We start from the raw sequence: 17480 nt of genomic DNA on the forward strand, positions 1-17480 counted from the left end.
TTGTTTGTCTATCATATAAACAAAGTATTCTATAACTCTTTGTACAAAAAGTAGTCAAAATCCGCGTAATTGTTTTGCCCGGAACCGTCCCGGCAATGCATGCCCACAAACGCCCCGGTAAACGCAGCATTGCTTTTGATATAGTCGTCTGATAGTTTATATGATTCAAAGGTGACAGGAATCTCCTTCCAATCCACCCCGTCGAAAGAATACGAATATTTGTACGTGGTCATTTGTACGTTGACTCGTAAATACACATACTCGACATCATCGGGGACAACAATTTCTCGGCCGCGCAAGGGCTGTTCAACCACAAGATGGTCGCATGCCATTAATTCGAGGATCCGTCCTTTTTCCTCATGCCATGTCAATTGCAGCGTTGTCCAGTTTTGCGTATTATAGTAGTTCACTAGCCCAGCCGATTGTTGGATGGTCGTTGGACGAAACGCAACTTTCGTTTCCGCTATGAAGTGAAAATGCTGCCATCGTCTAGCGACAAACGCCTGTGTAAATCGGGAAGTCAGCGATTCTCTTCCGTATAGCCGCAAATGTCCCGGACGGGCTTTTAAGGTGGCGATGTCTTCTCCTAAAGGAATTCGTAATGTTTGAAAATGGTGGTTTAATGTATCGCCATCAAAATCATCTTTTTCATCGTAATCTCTTTCCCACGGAACTTCCTCAACGTTCGGCCCGTCGATTTCTAACGAAGGCCCGTTTCCTCCGACTACATAAGGCCATCCATCTTTCCATTCAAGCCGCTGAATCGCTGTTTCACGTCCGAGCGGGCAATAGCCGCGGTGATCCAATAGCGGCTGTCCTTCTCTTGGCAGCGGCCGGCCGGTTAGATGCACAAGAAACCATTCATCTGTATGAGTATGGACAATCGAAGCATGACCAGCCTTTTGCAGCGGGTTGCGCGGATAAGGCCAAGACGTAATCAACGGATTTTCCGGATGCACCTCATACGGACCATACAGTGACGCTGATCGGGCAATCGTTGCCGCATGGTTGTACCGCGTCCCCCCTTCCGCCGTCAGTAAATAATAATAACCGTCGATTTTATACAAATGTGGTCCTTCTGTAATTCGTAGGTCCGTTCCTTTGAAAATGATCTTCGGCTCACCAATCAATTTTTTCTGTTCAACACTGTATTCTTGAAGTACAATACCATAAAATGGATGATGTCCCACTCGATGATCCCAATACATGTTCACTAAATATTTTCTTCCGTCCTCATCATGAAATAAAGACGGGTCAAACCCAGAGCTATTCAAATAAATGGGATCGGACCACTCGCCATCGATCGTATCACACGTCACGAGATAGTTATGACCATCCTTCCACTGGCCTTCGACGACTTTCACATCCGTATAAATGAGCCAAAACTTCCCGTCGCTATATGACAGGTGCGGAGCCCAAATCCCTCCAGAATCTGGGTTTCCAATCATATTTAATTGACTTAACCGGTTTAATGGACGCGCTACTAAACGCCAATTCTTTAAATCTTTCGAATGGTAAATTCTCACCCCCGGGAACCATTCAAACGTCGAAACGGCAATGTAATAGTCATCTCCCGCCCGGCAAATGGACGGATCGGGATGAAAACCAGTTAAAATGGGATTTTTAATTTTAACCATGTTTAACCCTCCTAAAAAGATAGAATGTCACTTTTTCGAAGAATGGCATACATTTACACTTTATTTTTTGTCGGCCAACACTTGTTAGGCCAACAATTTGACTACATTGGACAATATCCCAATCTCAGGGTCTGAAATTCTATCCAATCCCCGTCTTGGAGGGGAAACTCGTTAGACAGAATAATCAATGCCGTCAAACTCTCAAACAAAAATCCAGTATTCCCTTTCCTAACGATTTTGGCAACCGTATGAGCGCAATGCATGCTCTGAACTGGTTAACTGTTAATGAAATCTTCCCATATTCATTCAGCCACCGATGCAAGTCCTTTCTAATTGCACGGGATTTTCTTTTTGATGAATAATGGTATTTTAGTAACCTTAAACATCAATATATGCACCTCATCTTTTATTTTTTTATCAACCTGGTTTTAGACTAGTCCTTACTTCATCCGTTGGATTTGTTCCAATCAAAACCGATGGCGTTCAAAAATGCTCTTGCCAGAATCATATGTCCGGCAACAGACGGATGAACGCGATCCCAAGCCAATGCCGCCGGATAAAGTGTCTTTAATACCTTGTTAAAAGCGGCTTGGGTATCAACGAATATACTATCTGTTTCTTCAGCAATTCGCTTGACAGCGAGACCATACTGATCCATTGTCCGGCGCATCGAATCGTGTTCATTCCCTTCTATATAAAACGGGGTCATAAGGATGATTCCTGTAACGAGCGGCTTTGTTTCAATGACAAGACTACGGAGCGTTTCTTCGTATTCATCTAAGTATACATGCTTTTCTTTAATGAATGGCAAATCGTACTGTCGCCAAACATCGTTAATTCCAATCATGATCGATACCCAGTCCGGTTTTTGAGCAATCACATCCTCCTGCCATCTTGCTTTTAAATCTCGAACCGTATTGCCGCTAATTCCTTTATTCACCACTCGAATCCCCAGTTCTGGATAAACCGCCTGCAGAAGCCCGTCCACATACGCGACATATCCAGTTCCCAGCGCTCCAATCCCCCCTTCTCCTTCTGGTTTAGCCCGGCCACAATCCGTAATGGAGTCGCCAATAAACAGCAATTTTTCTCCTTTGCCAAGTATCATTGTTCTCCCTCTCCTTGATCAATTACATGAAATGAAAAAGTGGTTTTTCTGAAATAAAATGCACAGGAATCGTGGGAAACATTTCTCTTAACTTTTGAGCCAAATATCTCATGCCAGGCTCTTCGCTTTCTGCATGCCCTAGCACCACTAACACCTTTCGTTTTCCTTGATGCACGGCGTCTCGAACATATTCCGGCGTTTCCCATTCCGGCCCTTCCCCATAAATGATCGCATCAAGCTTCTCTTTTTCAAACAACGGGATCGTCAAAGATCCGTGGCCACGATATCCTGCCAGCAACCCTATGCGGGTACATATAGTCGATAAATCTCCAGCAACCCGTATAAATGAAATACTTAATCTCTCTTTCACATACTTCACCATATCCCTTGCTAATATCCGAGGAATCGTTACAATCGTAGCCGCTGATTGGTACTCAGAAACATACGACTCCCATCCCAAAGCACGAACTAAACCAACCATAATCCCATCCGGTTGATATCGGTGCCATTGGTCGTGAAAACGATAAATCGCAATGCCTGACTCACAAATCAAGCGAACCTTTTCCTGATACACTGGATCATTTTTCATTGTTTCAGCATCGCCAGCATGACTATAAAACAATCCTTCATGAGAGATGAGAAGATTTGCCCCCGCTTGAACAGCTTGTTCAATGACACGATACGTAGGCATGAAACTGACCGCAATCCCCTTTACTTCCATGCTTGAATCACCATATTTAAGCGTATCCACAGTAGGAGAACGGGTCTCTACGCAAGCTGTTAATCGTTCCATCACAGTTTGCACAGTAATAGCCATCGTTCTATTCCCTTCTGAAATTTGAATAGATTCAATCGATTCCATCTGTTTAAGTATGTTGATTATATAAACTAATTTTATAAAGAATTTTTCAAACTTTCAAGTGTTTGTATACTATATGGTAGGCAAGATCAATTGCTACTTCTCTCCGAGTCCAACTTTCAACGTAATCTACGTCATGATTTATGTTTCTTCCTCTTTGTTGCAAAGGTTGATGATCGAATAAATAAGCCCTCTAGCTCCGACTTTTACAGTTAAGGAAGATTAATAAAAGCCCTTTCTTAGGATATTTTTATAAATTTTAAAAAAATAACAAAACTTAGTATATTTAATTGATAAACCAAGATGGCGTTGTTAAAATAAAATCAGGTCAACCTCCCTACAAACATCTTCTTCTCGCGATAAGACACCTTCCCATTACAGGTTGGAACAATGAAAGGAAGGGAGTGATAAGCGCTTTCTGTTTTTTATGTTGTTTGGCTATGAATCATAACTATACAAGGAGGAGACAAAATCATGTTGAAAAGATCGCGAAAAGCGATAATAGTTGGATTCTCATTTATGCTGTTGCTCCCTTTAGGGATGACGAATGCATTGGCAAAAACTGAACAATCATACGCTAAAAAGCCTCAAATCAGCGCATTGCATGCCCCACAATTGGACCAGCGCTACAAAGATTCATTCACTATTGGTGCGGCTGTTGAACCTTATCAGCTACTAAACGAGAAAGACGCACAAATGCTAAAACGCCATTTTAACAGCATTGTCGCTGAGAACGTTATGAAGCCGATTAATATTCAACCGGAAGAAGGAAAATTCAATTTTGCTGAGGCGGATCAAATCGTTCGGTTTGCTAAAAAACACCATATGGATATCCGTTTCCACACGCTCGTTTGGCATAGCCAAGTACCTCAATGGTTCTTTCTTGACAAGGAAGGCCAACCAATGGTCAATGAAACGGACCCTGTGAAACGCGAACAAAATAAACAGCTGTTATTAAAACGGATCGAAACCCATATTAAAACGATTGTCGAGCGGTATAAAGATGACATCAAATATTGGGACGTTGTAAATGAGGTAGTCGGGGATGATGGAGAATTGCGCGATTCCCCATGGTATCAAATCGCTGGCATCGATTATATTAAGGTAGCGTTCCAAACATCGAGAAAATATGGCGGCAACAAGATTAAACTTTACATTAATGATTACAATACGGAAGTTGAACCAAAGCGAAGCGCTCTTTATAACTTGGTGAAACAATTAAAAGAAGAGGGCATTCCCATTGATGGTATTGGCCATCAGTCCCACATCCAAATTGACTGGCCTTCTGAAGAGGAAATCGAAAAAACGATTATCATGTTTGCCGATCTAGGGTTAGACAACCAAATTACTGAGCTGGATGTGAGCATGTACGGCTGGCCGCCGCGGGCTTACCTGTCGTATGACGCCATTCCGGAGCAAAAGTTTTTGGACCAAGCGGATCGCTATGATCGATTGTTTAAGCTGTATGAAAAACTCAGCGATAAAATCAGTAACGTCACCTTCTGGGGCATCGCCGACAACCATACGTGGCTCGACAGTCGAGCGGATGTTTACTATGATGCTGATGGGAATGTGATTGTAGACCCGAAAGCCCCATATACGAGAGTGGAAAAAGGGAATGGAAAAGATGCGCCATTTGTGTTCGACCCCGAATACAACGTAAAACCTGCGTATTGGGCTATTATCGATCATAAGTGAGGCTTATCACAAATTGAAAGAAGAGGCTGTCTCAAAAGGTCGTTAAACCGACCTTTTGGGGACAGCCTCTGTTTCTTTTCTTTACTATTTGGTTATTTATTCCTTTTTTGAAGCAGGAATTTCTCCTTATTTCTGAATTTTATCCTGTTTTTTCTTTGTTGGATCGGTTGTGGCCGCCCACTTTCTCAAATTGTGAGCAGCACAAATAAGCCCCCATTCCAAGGTAATTTTTGGGAGCCCTCTTAACAAAAAGCGCTGAAATTGCTGGTTGTGCTTGATTTGCCCAAACACCGGCTCGTTTTCGATTTGTCGTTTTCGGTACGTCGCCGCCCCTTCTTCCGTGGACAGCCGTTTACGGATCTCCTGCCGTTGTTGTTGATTTTTCAAGGAAACGCGGATGGTTTTCGTGTCTTTGCCTTTGGCGCATGCCGTCTGAAACGGGCATCCGGCACAAGCCGTACAACGATACGTCCGTTTGACGGTAACGTACCCGTTGTCGGTCGTTTCCTTCCGTTCATACACAAACACCAACCGTTCCCCTTTGACGCAAATCCACTCATCCAGCTCCTCATCATACGTCATGTTCTCGATTCGGCCGATCTCCTTCGCCCACGCTTTCGTTTGTTCCCGATCCAACGTGTTGTACTTGATCAGGGCGACTATCTCCTTTTTCTCACAGTACGTGTAGTTCTCCTCACTCCCATAGGCGGAATCCGCAATGGCTTGTTTAGGCATTGGACGCCCATAGGCGGCCAATTGCTCCAAATGCGGAATGAAACATCCGGCATCCCCTGCCCGTTGATGCACGCTAAATCCAGTGATGAATTGGTTCTCTGTCCCAATCTGCACATTGTACCCCGGTTTGAGCTGGCCGTTTTTCATATGGTCGTCCTTCATCCGCATAAACGTGGCATCCGGATCCGTTTTCGAAAAACTGTTCCGTTCGCCTAATCTTTCTTTGTATTCTTCATATTTTTTCTTACGGGGGAGAAGATCTTGTTCCAATTGCCGTTTGGCTTTCTTTAACGTACGATTCTTCGGCTCTTTCTTTAGGCGCTCTTCCACTTGTTCGATGACGGCTTCGATCCTTTCGGACGTGATCGGTGAAGCTTCCAGCTTTTCTTGAAAATCCCCCTCTTGTTCCGCCTCTTCATCTTCTTTCGTCACCTGTTCGATCGAGGCAACGATTTTCCGGAATTTCTCCTCCAGTTTCTGATCGTACTTTTCCGTTGATTTGCGCCAAACGAATGTATATCGGTTGGCATTGGCTTCGATTTTCGTTCCATCCAGAAAATAATCCTCTAACTTGACCAGCCCTTCTTGACGCAGAAGATCGACAATGGAGAAAAACGTTTCGTAAATGATGTCCTTCATCCGTTCCGACCGAAATCGGTTGATCGTGCGAAAATCCGGTGTTTGATGGCCGGATAGCCACATAAAGTAAATGTTTTCTTTCAACTGCTTGGCGATTTGGCGAGAGGAGTAGATCCGATTGGCGTAGGCATACAGGATGACTTTCAACATCATTTTCGGATGATAGGCTGGACGCCCTCCGCCAGGATAGAGGGAAACGAACAGAGCCGGATCCATTTTTTCCACTGCCAGATCCACGATCCGGCAAAGATGATGTTTGGGAATGAAAATTTCAAGATCCATTGGCAAAATGAGTTGATCTCGGTTATAATAAATGTACATAAGAAAACCGTCCTTTCTTTGGTAGGGTTGTGGTGACTCTATTATACCAAAAGAGGAACGGTTTTCTTCTTTTTTATCCAAAAAAGTGTCCCAAAAGCGAACGCTATGCGAACACTTTTGGGACATCCTCTTCTTTATGACTATATATACGTGATGAACAATTCCAACAAAACAATATCCTATATTCTTCCTCGAAAAAGACGCTCCTTTGGCTCAGTCCATTTTTCAATATATGCGTCAAACCTCTTCATAATGGTATACCTGTATTTCACCGGAAGATGATGTTATTTTCCTTGTTGCCATATCGCCTGTTTTTCTTCCATTTTTCGAAACACACGCAATGCGCTTCCCATAACAACCAATGCCGCCAAACTGATACTGAAAAATGGAATTAAACCCGGGATATACATCAAGATGAGAAACAGTATTCCCACACTAGCCAACATGATAAGTGTCATAAGCGGATTGGCCATTCCAATCATAAAAGCATACTTCATATATTGCCAAAAACGCAATTCGTAATGCACATAAATAGGAAACACATACAGCAACATCACCATATAAAAGAGAAAAATAATGAGCAAAGCGACAGAAAACGGAAGTTTCCATTCTGGCGGAACATGAGCGAGATAGATGATATCAATATAGAAAATATACGCTATCGCCATAAGCAACAGCCCAATCCGATTCGCTCTCCAAAATTCACACTTATATGTACGGGCAAACGTTTTCAGCACTGGAATCTCTGTATCATGAAAAAATATCCATTTCCTTATAATTGTAAACAGCGCCACTGTCGCTGGAGCGATCCCGAAGATCACCAGCCCGATGATAGTAAAAAAAATCCATAACAAATTAACGTATGCGAGCCTTGTAATCCATTCGCAGATCCGATAGAGCTTCCCATCCACCAAACCGGTACGCATAACTCATCCACCTTTGATTTCTTTTAAAATTAGTATATCATAAGACAAAAAAAGAAGGGAGACTTTGTTTATTCTCCCTTCAAACTCCGGCATAAGCCAAAAAGCCGCCGTCAACAGGAACAACCGCCCCAGTGACAAACCCGCTTGTCTGAGAATCTACCAGCCAAAGAAGTGTCCCCAATAAATCTTCCGGTTTGCCTAACCGCTTCATCGGTGTATGGGATAAAATTTTCTCTGTTCGTTCTGTATACGATCCATCTGAGCGTTTGAGAAGATGTTCGTTCTGCTTCGTTAAAAAGAAACCTGGCGCGATCGCATTGACACGAACTCCAACTTCGGCCACGTGTACAGCCAGCCATTTCGTGAAGTTTTCGATCCCCGCTTTAGCTGCGCTGTATGCCGGCACTTTCGTCATCGGCCTTGGGGCGCTCATCGAGGAAATATTGATGATAGTCCCTCCCCTACCGATCATCTGTTTCAGAAATTGTTGCGTCGGAATGATGGTCCCAAGAATATTTAAGTCAAAAACATAAGAAAACCCTTTTGCCGTTAAGTCAAAAAACGTTGTCATCTCTCGATTTTCAAGATCGTGTGGCTCCAATATTTCCTTTGTCGTTATCCCTTGTGGATGGTTGCCACCCGCTCCGTTAATCAAAACATCGCAAGGTCCGTATACTTCTGCCACTGTCTCCGCAGCCTGCCTGACACGACCGGCATCAAGTACATCACATTGAATGGCTAACGCCTCTCCCCCTTGTTCAACAATCTCATTCTTGACTTTTTCCGCTTTCTCCAATGTACGATTTAAAATCACTACTTTCATCCCTTGGCGGGCAAGCTCTTTTGCCATGCAGCTGCATAGCACCCCACCTCCACCTGTGACGACCGCTACTTTTCCTTTTAAACTTGGATGGATTGGGAGCATGTTTTGTCTCCTTCCCGTTTTCTTTTCTCATTTTCCAAACTATCCCAAATACCTAACAAGTACATAATGCCAAGCGCCCGATCATACAGTCCATAGCCCGGGCGAGCTTGTTCCCCCCAAATCATCCGGCCGTGGTCTGGGCGAATGTATCCTTGAAAATCCGATTCGTGTAACACTTTTACGATTTCACATATATTCAATGAACCATCACAGCTGCGATGGGATGTTTCCTCAAAATCGCCATTCGTATGAATTTCAATATTGCGTACATGGACAAACGGCACTCTCCCCATACGCAAAAAATAACGAAAGATGTCTGGAATATCGTTGTCCGGATTCGCACCGAGTGAGCCAGAGCATAGCGTCAGTCCGTTCGCTGGGCTATTGACCATATTGATAATTTTCTTCAAGTTTTCTTTATTTGTTACAATCCGCGGCAGTCCAAACACTGACCACGGTGGATCGTCAGGGTGAATCGCCATTTGGATGCCACATTCCTCCGCGACCGGAACGATTTGCTCCAAAAAGTAACGCAAATGGTCAAGCAAATCATCCTCCGTTACTCCTTTATATAGAGCGAAAAGCGGTTTAATCGTTTTCAATCGTTCCGGCTCCCATCCCGGAAGCAAAAAACCATTCGCTCCGTTTTCAATGCGGCGGATCATTTCCTCGGGGTCAATTTGTTCAACTTTTTGCTTCTCATAAGCAAGCACTGTTGAACCGTCAGGCCGTCTTTTCGCCAAATCAGAACGAGTCCAGTCGAAAATCGGCATAAAATTATAACAGATCACTTTCACTCCGGCTTTCGACAAGTTGCGAATCGTTTGTTTATAGTTTTCGATATACCGTTCCCGCGAAGGCAGGCCAAGTTTAATATCTTCATGAACGTTGACACTCTCGATCACCTCGAGGTGAAATCCGTTCTTATTCACTTGCCGCTTTAATTCCAATATGTCTTCTAGTGGCCATACTTCCCCGACCGGAATGTGATACAAAGCTCCTACAATTCCTTCTACTCCTGGAATTTGACGGATATGAGCCAATGAAACCGTATCATAATCCTTACCAAACCAGCGAAATGTCATTTTCATTGTGGTCTCACCTCCCCCGTTCACGATAAATCAAAATACTGTTTCGCATTGAAATAACATATATCTTGGACAATTTTCCCTAAAAAGGCATAATCTTGCGGTGCCTCTCCTTTTTCAATCCACGAGCCGATTAAATTGCATACGATTCTGCGAAAGTATTCATGACGCACATAAGATAAGAAGCTTCTCGAATCGGTTAACATGCCAACAAATGTGCTGAATACTCCCACATTGGCCAGATCATTGAGATGGCGTATTATGCCATCCTGATGGTCGTTAAACCACCAGGCTGCCCCAAATTGGACTTTCCCTTTTACCCCTTCTGATGGAAAGTTGCCGATCGTTGATGCAACAATATAGTTATAAGCAGGGTTTAATGTATACACAATCGTTTTTGGCAACTGACCGTCACGTTCCAATCGATTGAGAAAAGCGTTTAACGGCTGGGCAAAGAAAAAGTCGTTAATCGAATCATACCCAGTATTCGGCCCAAGCTGTTGGAACATCTTTTGATTGGTATTTCGAATCGAACCAATGTGCAGCTGCATCACCCAACCAAGAGAATAGTATAAACGGGCTAAGAAACATAAAGTGAAAGTTTGATATTTTTCTTCCTCCTCTCGGCTAAGGGCAAATCCTTCTTTTCTTTTTTGAAAAATGACCCTCGCCTCATCCAAGGTGCATTCAGCGTACGGCATCGATTCAAGACCGTGATCGGCCATCCGGCATCCTGCCTCATGAAAATAACGAACTCGATTTTCGAGCGCTTGCAATAGTTGGCCATAATCGTCGACCGATAGGTCAGCCACTTCCCCTAGTTTACTTACGTAATCCAAGAAAGACGGCCGATTGATTTCGATAACGGCATCAGGCCGAAACGATGGCACAACCTTGATCGAAAATGACGAGTCTTGGGCGATTTTTTTATGATCCATTAGGTCATCGAGCGGATCATCCGTCGTCCCGATCCACTCCACGTTTGATTGAATCATGAAAGAACGGGCTGAATATCCTTCTTGTTGGAGCAACTCGTTGCAATGATCCCATACTTCCTTCCACGTCTGCTCATTTAAGAGGACACCGACTTGGAAATAGCGCTTCAACTCTAAATGCGTCCAGTGATAAAGTGGATTCCCAATGCAATACGGCACCGTTTTCGCCCATGCTTGAAACTTTTCCTCAGGAGAAGCGCTTCCTGTAATATATTTTTCTTCTATCCCCAACGCCCGCATCGCCCGCCATTTGTAGTGATCTCCTTCGAGCCAAAGCTCTGTCATATCATGAAACCGTCGGTCCTCGGCAATCTCTTTCGCACTTAAATGGCAATGGTAATCAATAATCGGCAACGATTTGGCATAGTCGTGGTACAACACTTCGGCATGTTTATTTTGCAGCAAAAAACGATCATCAATGAACGGCTGCATCGTTTCTCCTCTCCCTTCACGTCAATGGGATTTTTAGCCACTTAAACAAAGTAATGCGGATATTGCCTTTTCAACATATCTTTTTCAATCTCAACAAGCCGCAAATGTTCCTCCATCACTTGACGCACCTTATCTGCTTCCTTATTCGCAATCAATTGGCAAATTTGCTTATGATGAGAAATAATAATATCCCAATCTAAATTTGAAGAGAGTCGGAGCACACGCAAACGATTAAAATGAATGTTTAAATTTTGAATCATTTTCCATGAACGAGACATACGGCATCCGTCATAAATAAGCTGATGAAACGCTTCATCCAGCTCAAAAAGTTCAAGGAAGTTCCCTCTTTCGACACATAACTCTTGCATCGTAATATTTTTTTCCAACTGAAATAAATGATCCTCGCGAAACTTTACGCACGCTAAAGCAGCTACTTCCTTTTCAACGACCTCACGAATCAATCGTCCTTCTTCCACATATTCCAAATTAATACGTGAAACAATCGTTCCACTTTGAGGAATAATATCAAGCAACTCATCTTGCGCCAGTTTTAAGAACGCTTCCCGCACTGGAGTACGGCTAATATGGAGCTGTTCGGCAATTTCTTTTTCTGAAATTTTCGTTCCCGGTTCCAGCTCAAGCCGTAAAATCTTTTCCTTCAACATGTCATACAACTGGTCACGTGCCGAACCTCTGACAGAATTTTTAATTTGTTGGCTTTGTTGAGCAGAAAAAATCACCTTTTGATTCTCCTTTTTTATATACTAGTATGGTAGAAACAAGCTTCGTTCGTTATATACTGTTTCTTTTTTACAAATGTAATAAAAGGAATATTTCCTGTCAAATTTCTCTACGGTCTACGCATGCATTTCCTCTTTCCGTTCCTTTTGTATGATTGAAACAAGTTCGGTAGCCCGTTGGGTAATGGCTTCTAATTCATCGGCCGCCCACCCGTGTTTGACATTCACTAACGAGCCTCCAATACCAGCCACATCTGCCCCTGCTTTTATATACTCTCCGACCGTTTCTCGGTTTATCCCTCCTGTTACCATTAGAGGAATATGAGGGAGCGGATCTTTTAAACTTTGAATATACTTTGGCCCAAAGACATGAGCCGGAAATATCTTCACCATATCAGCCCCATGTTGAAACGCAGTGACGATTTCTGTCGGCGTCAGTCCACCGGCAATACTTATAGCTTGATGCTGTTTTGTTACCTTAATCACATCGACAGAGAGTGACGGTGAAACGATAAATCGTGCTCCCGCAAAAATAGCTTGCTGCGCTGTCTCGGAATCAAGCACCGTCCCAGCTCCGATAAGCATATCGTTTAATTCATTTGTAGCCTTTTCCAGTGCTGCTAGGGCTTCAGTGGTTTCCATCGTAATTTCAATGATTGGAATCCCTCCCTGACGCAGGGCAGAGGCAATCGGGAGAATATTGTCCACTGTCGCGCCACGGACAACAGGCACGATGCCAATTTTTTTGATCGTTGTCAATACATCCATAAAGATCTTCCTCCTTCTTACCGGGTGACATCTTCCCCTTGGCGGTCAATGAGCCGCTTTACTTCATCCCTCTCCGGCATCCCGTCCACATCGCCTTCAACCATCGTTACTAGCGCCCCGACTGCATTCCCCCGTCGGACAGCCTCGGTCAGACTGAGTCCATCAAGCAATCCAGATAACAATCCAGCTGCAAATCCGTCACCAGCACCGACCGGATCAATAATCTGCTCAACAGGAAATCCAGGAACATATTCATTTGCACCGCTTGTAAAATAATGTGCTCCGCTTGCACCAAGTTTAATGACAACAAGCGATGCGCCAGCATCGAGCAACCGTTTCCCCCACTCTTCAATCGATCGATCACCGAACAAAAACGCAGCTTCACTAACCCCAGGGAGAACGATATCTGCTTGAACAGCAATACGAAGAAGCATCTCCCTCGCTTCATTTGCTTCGCGCCACAGCTTCAAGCGCAAATTCGGATCAAAGACAATTTTCACTCCGTGACGGCGAGCCATGGCAATTGCCGCAAAAATCGTTTCTTGGCAGCTCCTGCTTAGCGCTGGAGTAATCCCGGTAATATGCAAATACTTCGCCTTAGCGATATATTCCTCATCCAAATCATTAGGCGTCAACCGGCTTGCCGCCGATCCCCGGCGATAGTAATACACCCTAGTATCGCCTGGACGTCTTTTTTCCTTAAAGTAAATACCGGTTGGCGCTTCCAGATCGGCTTTCACCTGGCTGATATCCACGCCTTCACCTTGCAGAAAAGACAAAATCGCTTTCCCGAACTCATCGTCTCCCACTTTGCTAATCCAACCGACTCGATGGCCTAAGCGGGCAAGGCCGACAGCCACATTCGATTCCGCACCACCGATTTGTCTTGTAAAGGTGATCGCCTGCCTCATGAATCCACCGCTTGTCGGTGTCAATACGGCCATCGATTCCCCAATCGTGACGACGTCCATCTCATCCCTCCGCTGCAACGATTTGTTGTATATCATTCAGATGAAGAATACGATGTCATTTCACTATCATCTAAGCCGATATAGGTGCTTGTTTCATCCCGAACCTGCTCAATCTCGATTAACGTCACTTCATTTTTTGTTAGAATAATAGATAAGTGAATCATGCCGTCTGTTGCCTTTCTCTGCTCTGTCATCACATGAGGCTGCGCTACTTGTCGAAGCGTTTCCACTGCTTGTCGATTCGGAAAGCGAGGCCGCCCCATCTGCTTCCAGACCCTCCACGGGTTCCCGTACTGTTCATTAACCGTTTGCCGTTTGATAAATGCGATTGAAGAAAACGGAACTGGGACGACGAGTTGCACTTCTTTTGTAAATCCTCCTCCTTTTTCCATTACTAAATTCCAAATCACCGCGGCAATCGATCCATCTTTTCGCCTTGTCACAATCATCTCTGCATCCCGGTACAACACTTCATCGCCTAGCGCATTAAAGAACATAAACGTGTGAAACGTCGGTTTTGGAATCGAATGAAGCGCTACTAAACCGAATCCACCGTGGAACAATGCTTTCGGAACGTCCATCTCCTCAAATACATCACTGAACGTCCAATACGAAAACGAGTCAACGTACTCTCCCCCCTCGCTCAAAATACGGGCGATGTACGCGGCATTGAGCGCTGTGTCATGAATCGGGTTGATCGGACTGTAAGATGTATTATATTCCGTAATATGCAATGGCAAATGCGGGAAAGGCGACTGACGGATTAGCGCGCGAACCGTTTTGAACTGCTCCAACATATCCTCAGGCGGTTCGAGCTCTTGATAGTAATACTCAAACGTTTTTTTATGCGGTGCCTTCGATGTATAAGCATGACGGCTGACAAAATCAACAGGAACCTCCCGTTCGGCACAGAAATGGAGAAAGTCCGTAATCCATTCATCACTTCCTCCGCAAATGGCTGGTCCCCCTACTTGCAGATATGGATCTACACTTTTTACCGCTCTTGCTGTTATTTCATACAGCTTGAAATACTCTTCCTTATCAGCGTCTTTCCAAAAGTTTACTAAATTCGGTTCATTCCATACTTCAAACGGCCACGTTCGCACTTCCTCAACTCCATATCGCTCCACGAAATGAGAAACGACCGCTACAATGAGGTCACGCCACTTGTTATAATCGTTTGGAGGCGTAACGTTACCTTTCCAATAAAAAACGGTTTGATCTCCCGATGCAAGCGCGTTTGGCATAAATCCAAGTTCAATAAACGGCCGGATATTCAAAGCTAAATACGAGTCAAAAATTCGATCGATGTACGTAAAGTTGTAAAACGGCCGGATTTCCCCGTTGATTTCGACTTCCCGATAAATTCCGACATCATCGGAGAGCAAACCATGGCCGCGGATGTATTGAAATCCGATTTTCTCTTGCACGAGCTTTAAGTGATCAAGATATTCCTTTTGCAAGGCAAGACCCAGTCGCCCAGTACCAACACAAAACTTCCAGTTCTTTTTAAATCGCATTTGCCCGCTATTTGGCACTTTCACGACCTTCATCCGCTCCCCCTCCTATTCATCGATAAATTTTCCGCCCATATTGGTCAGCAATCCCCGACTTACGGTAAAAGTATGTGTTGATGACATCTCTCCATTCTTTGGCATGCTCAATTTGAAGAATGAGTCGATTTAACACATCAGTGTACCGTTTTTCATCAATTTTTCCTTTTAGCTGTTCCCACCGCTCCTTTAACCGCCTTGCTTGTTCCACCCCATCAAAGTGGGTGTTATAAATATGTTGGATCACTGTTTCGCCTGATTTTAACCGATGAGTATATGGAACATGATGGAAAAATAAGAGCAACTCATCAGGACACGTATCTAACGATTCATACATAGCTGCATTCTCTGGAAAGTATTGCGCTGTATACCCTGTCCCCGTCGCAACCGTCCGGTCTACTCCGATTCCATCACGGTCAGCATAGTGGTACGTTCCCCAGTGTGAGTATTCATATCCATCCACATTCGGTCCATAATGATGTCCCGGATTCACCATCCAACCAACACCGAGCGGAGCGGTATAGCTTTCGTAAATTCGCCACGAATCTAGCAACATCTGGCTGATCTGTTCGACCACTTGCGGATCATCTCCAAACGTTTGCACAATCCATTCACTCGTAATCTCTTCGGTCGACAAATCTGGATTCCAAGCAAGTCGCCCAAACCCGTATAAGTTGGCTTGCGCCAATGTATGCCCGGTCCAGTTCGGATCATCACCAATATTTGACACCCCGACCATCCCACTATATCGATAACCAAATAGCGAGCCGCCAATCACCTTCTTCACTTCTGAACCTTTTCCTTTAGCATACGTATCAAATTCCAGTACCTCTTTCCATTGTGGAACGAGGTAGCATAAATGCTTTTGTTGACCGGTATATTCTTGAGTGATTTGCACTTCTAGAATTTGATTCGTTTTCGGCATGGCTCCGAATAACGGAGAAACTGGCTCCCTTACTTGAAAATCCATTGGACCGTTTTTAATTTGCAAGATGACATTCTCATGAAACTGTCCATCTAACGGCTGAAAGTGATCATATGCCGCTTTCGCCCGGTCAGTTGTCCGGTCACGCCAATCTTGCTGGCAGTTATAAACAAAACATCTCCACATGACAATACCACCAAACGGTGCCAATGCTTCTGCCAGCATGTTTGCTCCCTCGGCATGGTTACGTCCATATGTAAACGGGCCAGGTCGAAACTCAGAATCTGCCTTGACTACAAAACCTCCAAAATCAGGGATATAGCGGTAAATGCGTGCAACGGTCTTCTTCCACCACTGCTGTACATTTGGATCAAGAGGATCCGCGGTCGAAAGCCCTCCGATCTCTATAGGGCTGGCATAGTTAATGCTCAAAAACAGTTTGATGCCATACACCCGAAAAATATCAGCCACTTTCGCCACTTCTGGCAGCCACTCTTCCGCAATTAATTTTGTCTCTAGTTGGTGAACGTTCACATTATTGATCGAAATGGCGTTAATACCAACTGAGGCAAGCAACCGGGCATAATCTTTGATCCGCTGTTTTTGTTTCACAAACTGACCATCAGCAAAGAAAACCGACTGTCCCGCATACCCGCGTTCTATGCTGCCATCCATGTTGTCCCAATGATTGATCATTCGCAATTTATTTTTTGGTTGCTCAACGATCGACAAATTGTGTACATTCTTTTTCATTTGCAACAGACGGAGGAAATGAAACACCGCATACAACACACCTTTGTCTGTCTTCCCAGCAATGTAGATACGTGATTGTCCATCGTGGACATCTGATCGGATGACATACCCTTCTGGATGAATAAGTGCTGCCCTCTCCCTGTCGAGCGATTGCTGTTTTAGCTCCTCATCGTCAAGTGTTCCAAGCCAAATGAAGCTTGTTTGTTTCATCTCTGGCACCACCTGCGGCTCGAGGCCTAGCATCGATGTAATACCAATTCTTAACTCTTCCACCGCAGCGCCGAAGATCGGAGACTCTCCTTTTGCTACGATCGTTGTAAACACCAATTGATTATCTTTATACTTATCATTTTGCACATATCTTAGCCAGCAAGGTTCGTATTCCGTTGGCATGTTCACTTCCCCCT

At 44.2% G+C, this 17480-nt stretch carries 14 protein-coding genes; 1 reads left to right on the forward strand and 13 read right to left on the reverse strand.

Features of this window, described 5'->3' with window-relative positions; translation table 11 throughout:
• Positions 1–29: 29 nt before the first annotated feature.
• From NSQ22_RS09945 to NSQ22_RS09955, 3 genes are all read right to left on the reverse strand, one after another.
• On the reverse strand, positions 30–1637 hold the full coding sequence (locus tag NSQ22_RS09945; RefSeq protein ID WP_008880081.1) for a glycoside hydrolase family 43 protein: 1608 nt from the start codon (positions 1635–1637) through the stop codon (positions 30–32).
• Between the two features lie 445 nt (positions 1638–2082).
• A complete protein-coding gene (locus tag NSQ22_RS09950) occupies positions 2083–2745 on the reverse strand; it encodes an SGNH/GDSL hydrolase family protein (RefSeq protein ID WP_008880080.1) in 663 nt (220 codons plus the stop codon).
• Between the two features lie 22 nt (positions 2746–2767).
• Positions 2768–3562, reverse strand: coding sequence for a Nif3-like dinuclear metal center hexameric protein (locus NSQ22_RS09955; protein WP_081157668.1), 795 nt, complete (start codon positions 3560–3562; stop codon positions 2768–2770).
• Between the two features lie 516 nt (positions 3563–4078).
• Between NSQ22_RS09955 and NSQ22_RS09960 the strand changes: the two genes are divergently transcribed.
• Positions 4079–5302, forward strand: a complete 1224-nt coding sequence (locus NSQ22_RS09960; protein WP_339263378.1) for an endo-1,4-beta-xylanase — start codon at positions 4079–4081, stop codon at positions 5300–5302.
• A gap of 126 nt (positions 5303–5428) precedes the next feature.
• Here NSQ22_RS09960 and NSQ22_RS09965 read toward each other — a convergent pair whose 3' ends face one another.
• The 10 genes from NSQ22_RS09965 to NSQ22_RS10010 form a co-directional block, all read right to left on the reverse strand.
• Complete coding sequence (locus NSQ22_RS09965) at positions 5429–6997, reverse strand: IS1182 family transposase (RefSeq protein WP_339263380.1); 1569 nt, start codon at positions 6995–6997, stop codon at positions 5429–5431.
• A 284-nt stretch (positions 6998–7281) separates the two neighbouring features.
• On the reverse strand, positions 7282–7923 hold the full coding sequence (locus NSQ22_RS09970) for a YesL family protein (RefSeq protein ID WP_008880077.1): 642 nt from the start codon (positions 7921–7923) through the stop codon (positions 7282–7284).
• Between the two features lie 79 nt (positions 7924–8002).
• The gene (locus NSQ22_RS09975) at positions 8003–8848 is read right to left on the reverse strand and encodes an SDR family oxidoreductase (protein WP_011887510.1); all 846 of its coding nucleotides are present in this window, start codon (positions 8846–8848) and stop codon (positions 8003–8005) included.
• Positions 8824–9939: a mannonate dehydratase gene (gene uxuA / locus NSQ22_RS09980; RefSeq protein ID WP_081157503.1), complete on the reverse strand. Its 1116-nt coding sequence runs from the start codon at positions 9937–9939 to the stop codon at positions 8824–8826. Before uxuA ends, NSQ22_RS09975 begins: the two co-directional genes overlap by 25 nt.
• 20 nt (positions 9940–9959) lie before the next feature.
• Positions 9960–11363 carry a glucuronate isomerase gene (gene uxaC / locus NSQ22_RS09985; RefSeq protein WP_081157502.1) on the reverse strand — a complete coding sequence of 468 codons (1404 nt, stop codon included), beginning with the start codon at positions 11361–11363 and terminating at the stop codon, positions 9960–9962.
• 41 nt (positions 11364–11404) lie between these two features.
• Entirely contained in the window at positions 11405–12103 is a 699-nt protein-coding gene (locus NSQ22_RS09990) for a GntR family transcriptional regulator (protein WP_008880073.1), read from the reverse strand.
• 117 nt (positions 12104–12220) lie between these two features.
• Positions 12221–12871: a bifunctional 4-hydroxy-2-oxoglutarate aldolase/2-dehydro-3-deoxy-phosphogluconate aldolase gene (locus tag NSQ22_RS09995; protein WP_087960053.1), complete on the reverse strand. Its 651-nt coding sequence runs from the start codon at positions 12869–12871 to the stop codon at positions 12221–12223.
• 17 nt (positions 12872–12888) lie between these two features.
• Positions 12889–13842 carry a sugar kinase gene (locus NSQ22_RS10000; protein ID WP_087960054.1) on the reverse strand — a complete coding sequence of 318 codons (954 nt, stop codon included), beginning with the start codon at positions 13840–13842 and terminating at the stop codon, positions 12889–12891.
• A gap of 32 nt (positions 13843–13874) precedes the next feature.
• A complete protein-coding gene (locus tag NSQ22_RS10005; protein ID WP_087960055.1) occupies positions 13875–15395 on the reverse strand; it encodes a xylan 1,4-beta-xylosidase in 1521 nt (506 codons plus the stop codon).
• Between the two features lie 16 nt (positions 15396–15411).
• Positions 15412–17466, reverse strand: coding sequence for an alpha-glucuronidase family glycosyl hydrolase (locus tag NSQ22_RS10010; protein WP_087960056.1), 2055 nt, complete (start codon positions 17464–17466; stop codon positions 15412–15414).
• Positions 17467–17480: the final 14 nt, after the last annotated feature.

Source organism: Geobacillus sp. FSL K6-3411 (assembly GCF_037965715.1).
GTDB lineage: Bacteria > Bacillota > Bacilli > Bacillales > Anoxybacillaceae > Geobacillus > Geobacillus thermodenitrificans.

Bases quoted from the DNA above. Each gene is read 5' to 3' on its own strand.
- NSQ22_RS09945 (WP_008880081.1), bottom strand. From the start codon at position 1,637: ATGGTTAAAATTAAAAATCCCATTTTAACTGGTTTTCATCCCGATCCG.
- NSQ22_RS09950 (WP_008880080.1), bottom strand. From the start codon at position 2,745: ATGATACTTGGCAAAGGAGAAAAATTGCTGTTTATTGGCGACTCCATT.
- NSQ22_RS09955 (WP_081157668.1), bottom strand. From the start codon at position 3,562: ATGGCTATTACTGTGCAAACTGTGATGGAACGATTAACAGCTTGCGTA.
- NSQ22_RS09960 (WP_339263378.1), top strand. From the start codon at position 4,079: ATGTTGAAAAGATCGCGAAAAGCGATAATAGTTGGATTCTCATTTATG.
- NSQ22_RS09965 (WP_339263380.1), bottom strand. From the start codon at position 6,997: ATGTACATTTATTATAACCGAGATCAACTCATTTTGCCAATGGATCTT.
- NSQ22_RS09970 (WP_008880077.1), bottom strand. From the start codon at position 7,923: ATGCGTACCGGTTTGGTGGATGGGAAGCTCTATCGGATCTGCGAATGG.
- NSQ22_RS09975 (WP_011887510.1), bottom strand. From the start codon at position 8,848: ATGCTCCCAATCCATCCAAGTTTAAAAGGAAAAGTAGCGGTCGTCACA.
- uxuA (WP_081157503.1), bottom strand. From the start codon at position 9,939: ATGAAAATGACATTTCGCTGGTTTGGTAAGGATTATGATACGGTTTCA.
- uxaC (WP_081157502.1), bottom strand. From the start codon at position 11,363: ATGCAGCCGTTCATTGATGATCGTTTTTTGCTGCAAAATAAACATGCC.
- NSQ22_RS09995 (WP_087960053.1), bottom strand. From the start codon at position 12,871: ATGGATGTATTGACAACGATCAAAAAAATTGGCATCGTGCCTGTTGTC.
- NSQ22_RS10000 (WP_087960054.1), bottom strand. From the start codon at position 13,842: ATGGACGTCGTCACGATTGGGGAATCGATGGCCGTATTGACACCGACA.
- NSQ22_RS10005 (WP_087960055.1), bottom strand. From the start codon at position 15,395: ATGAAGGTCGTGAAAGTGCCAAATAGCGGGCAAATGCGATTTAAAAAG.
- NSQ22_RS10010 (WP_087960056.1), bottom strand. From the start codon at position 17,466: ATGCCAACGGAATACGAACCTTGCTGGCTAAGATATGTGCAAAATGAT.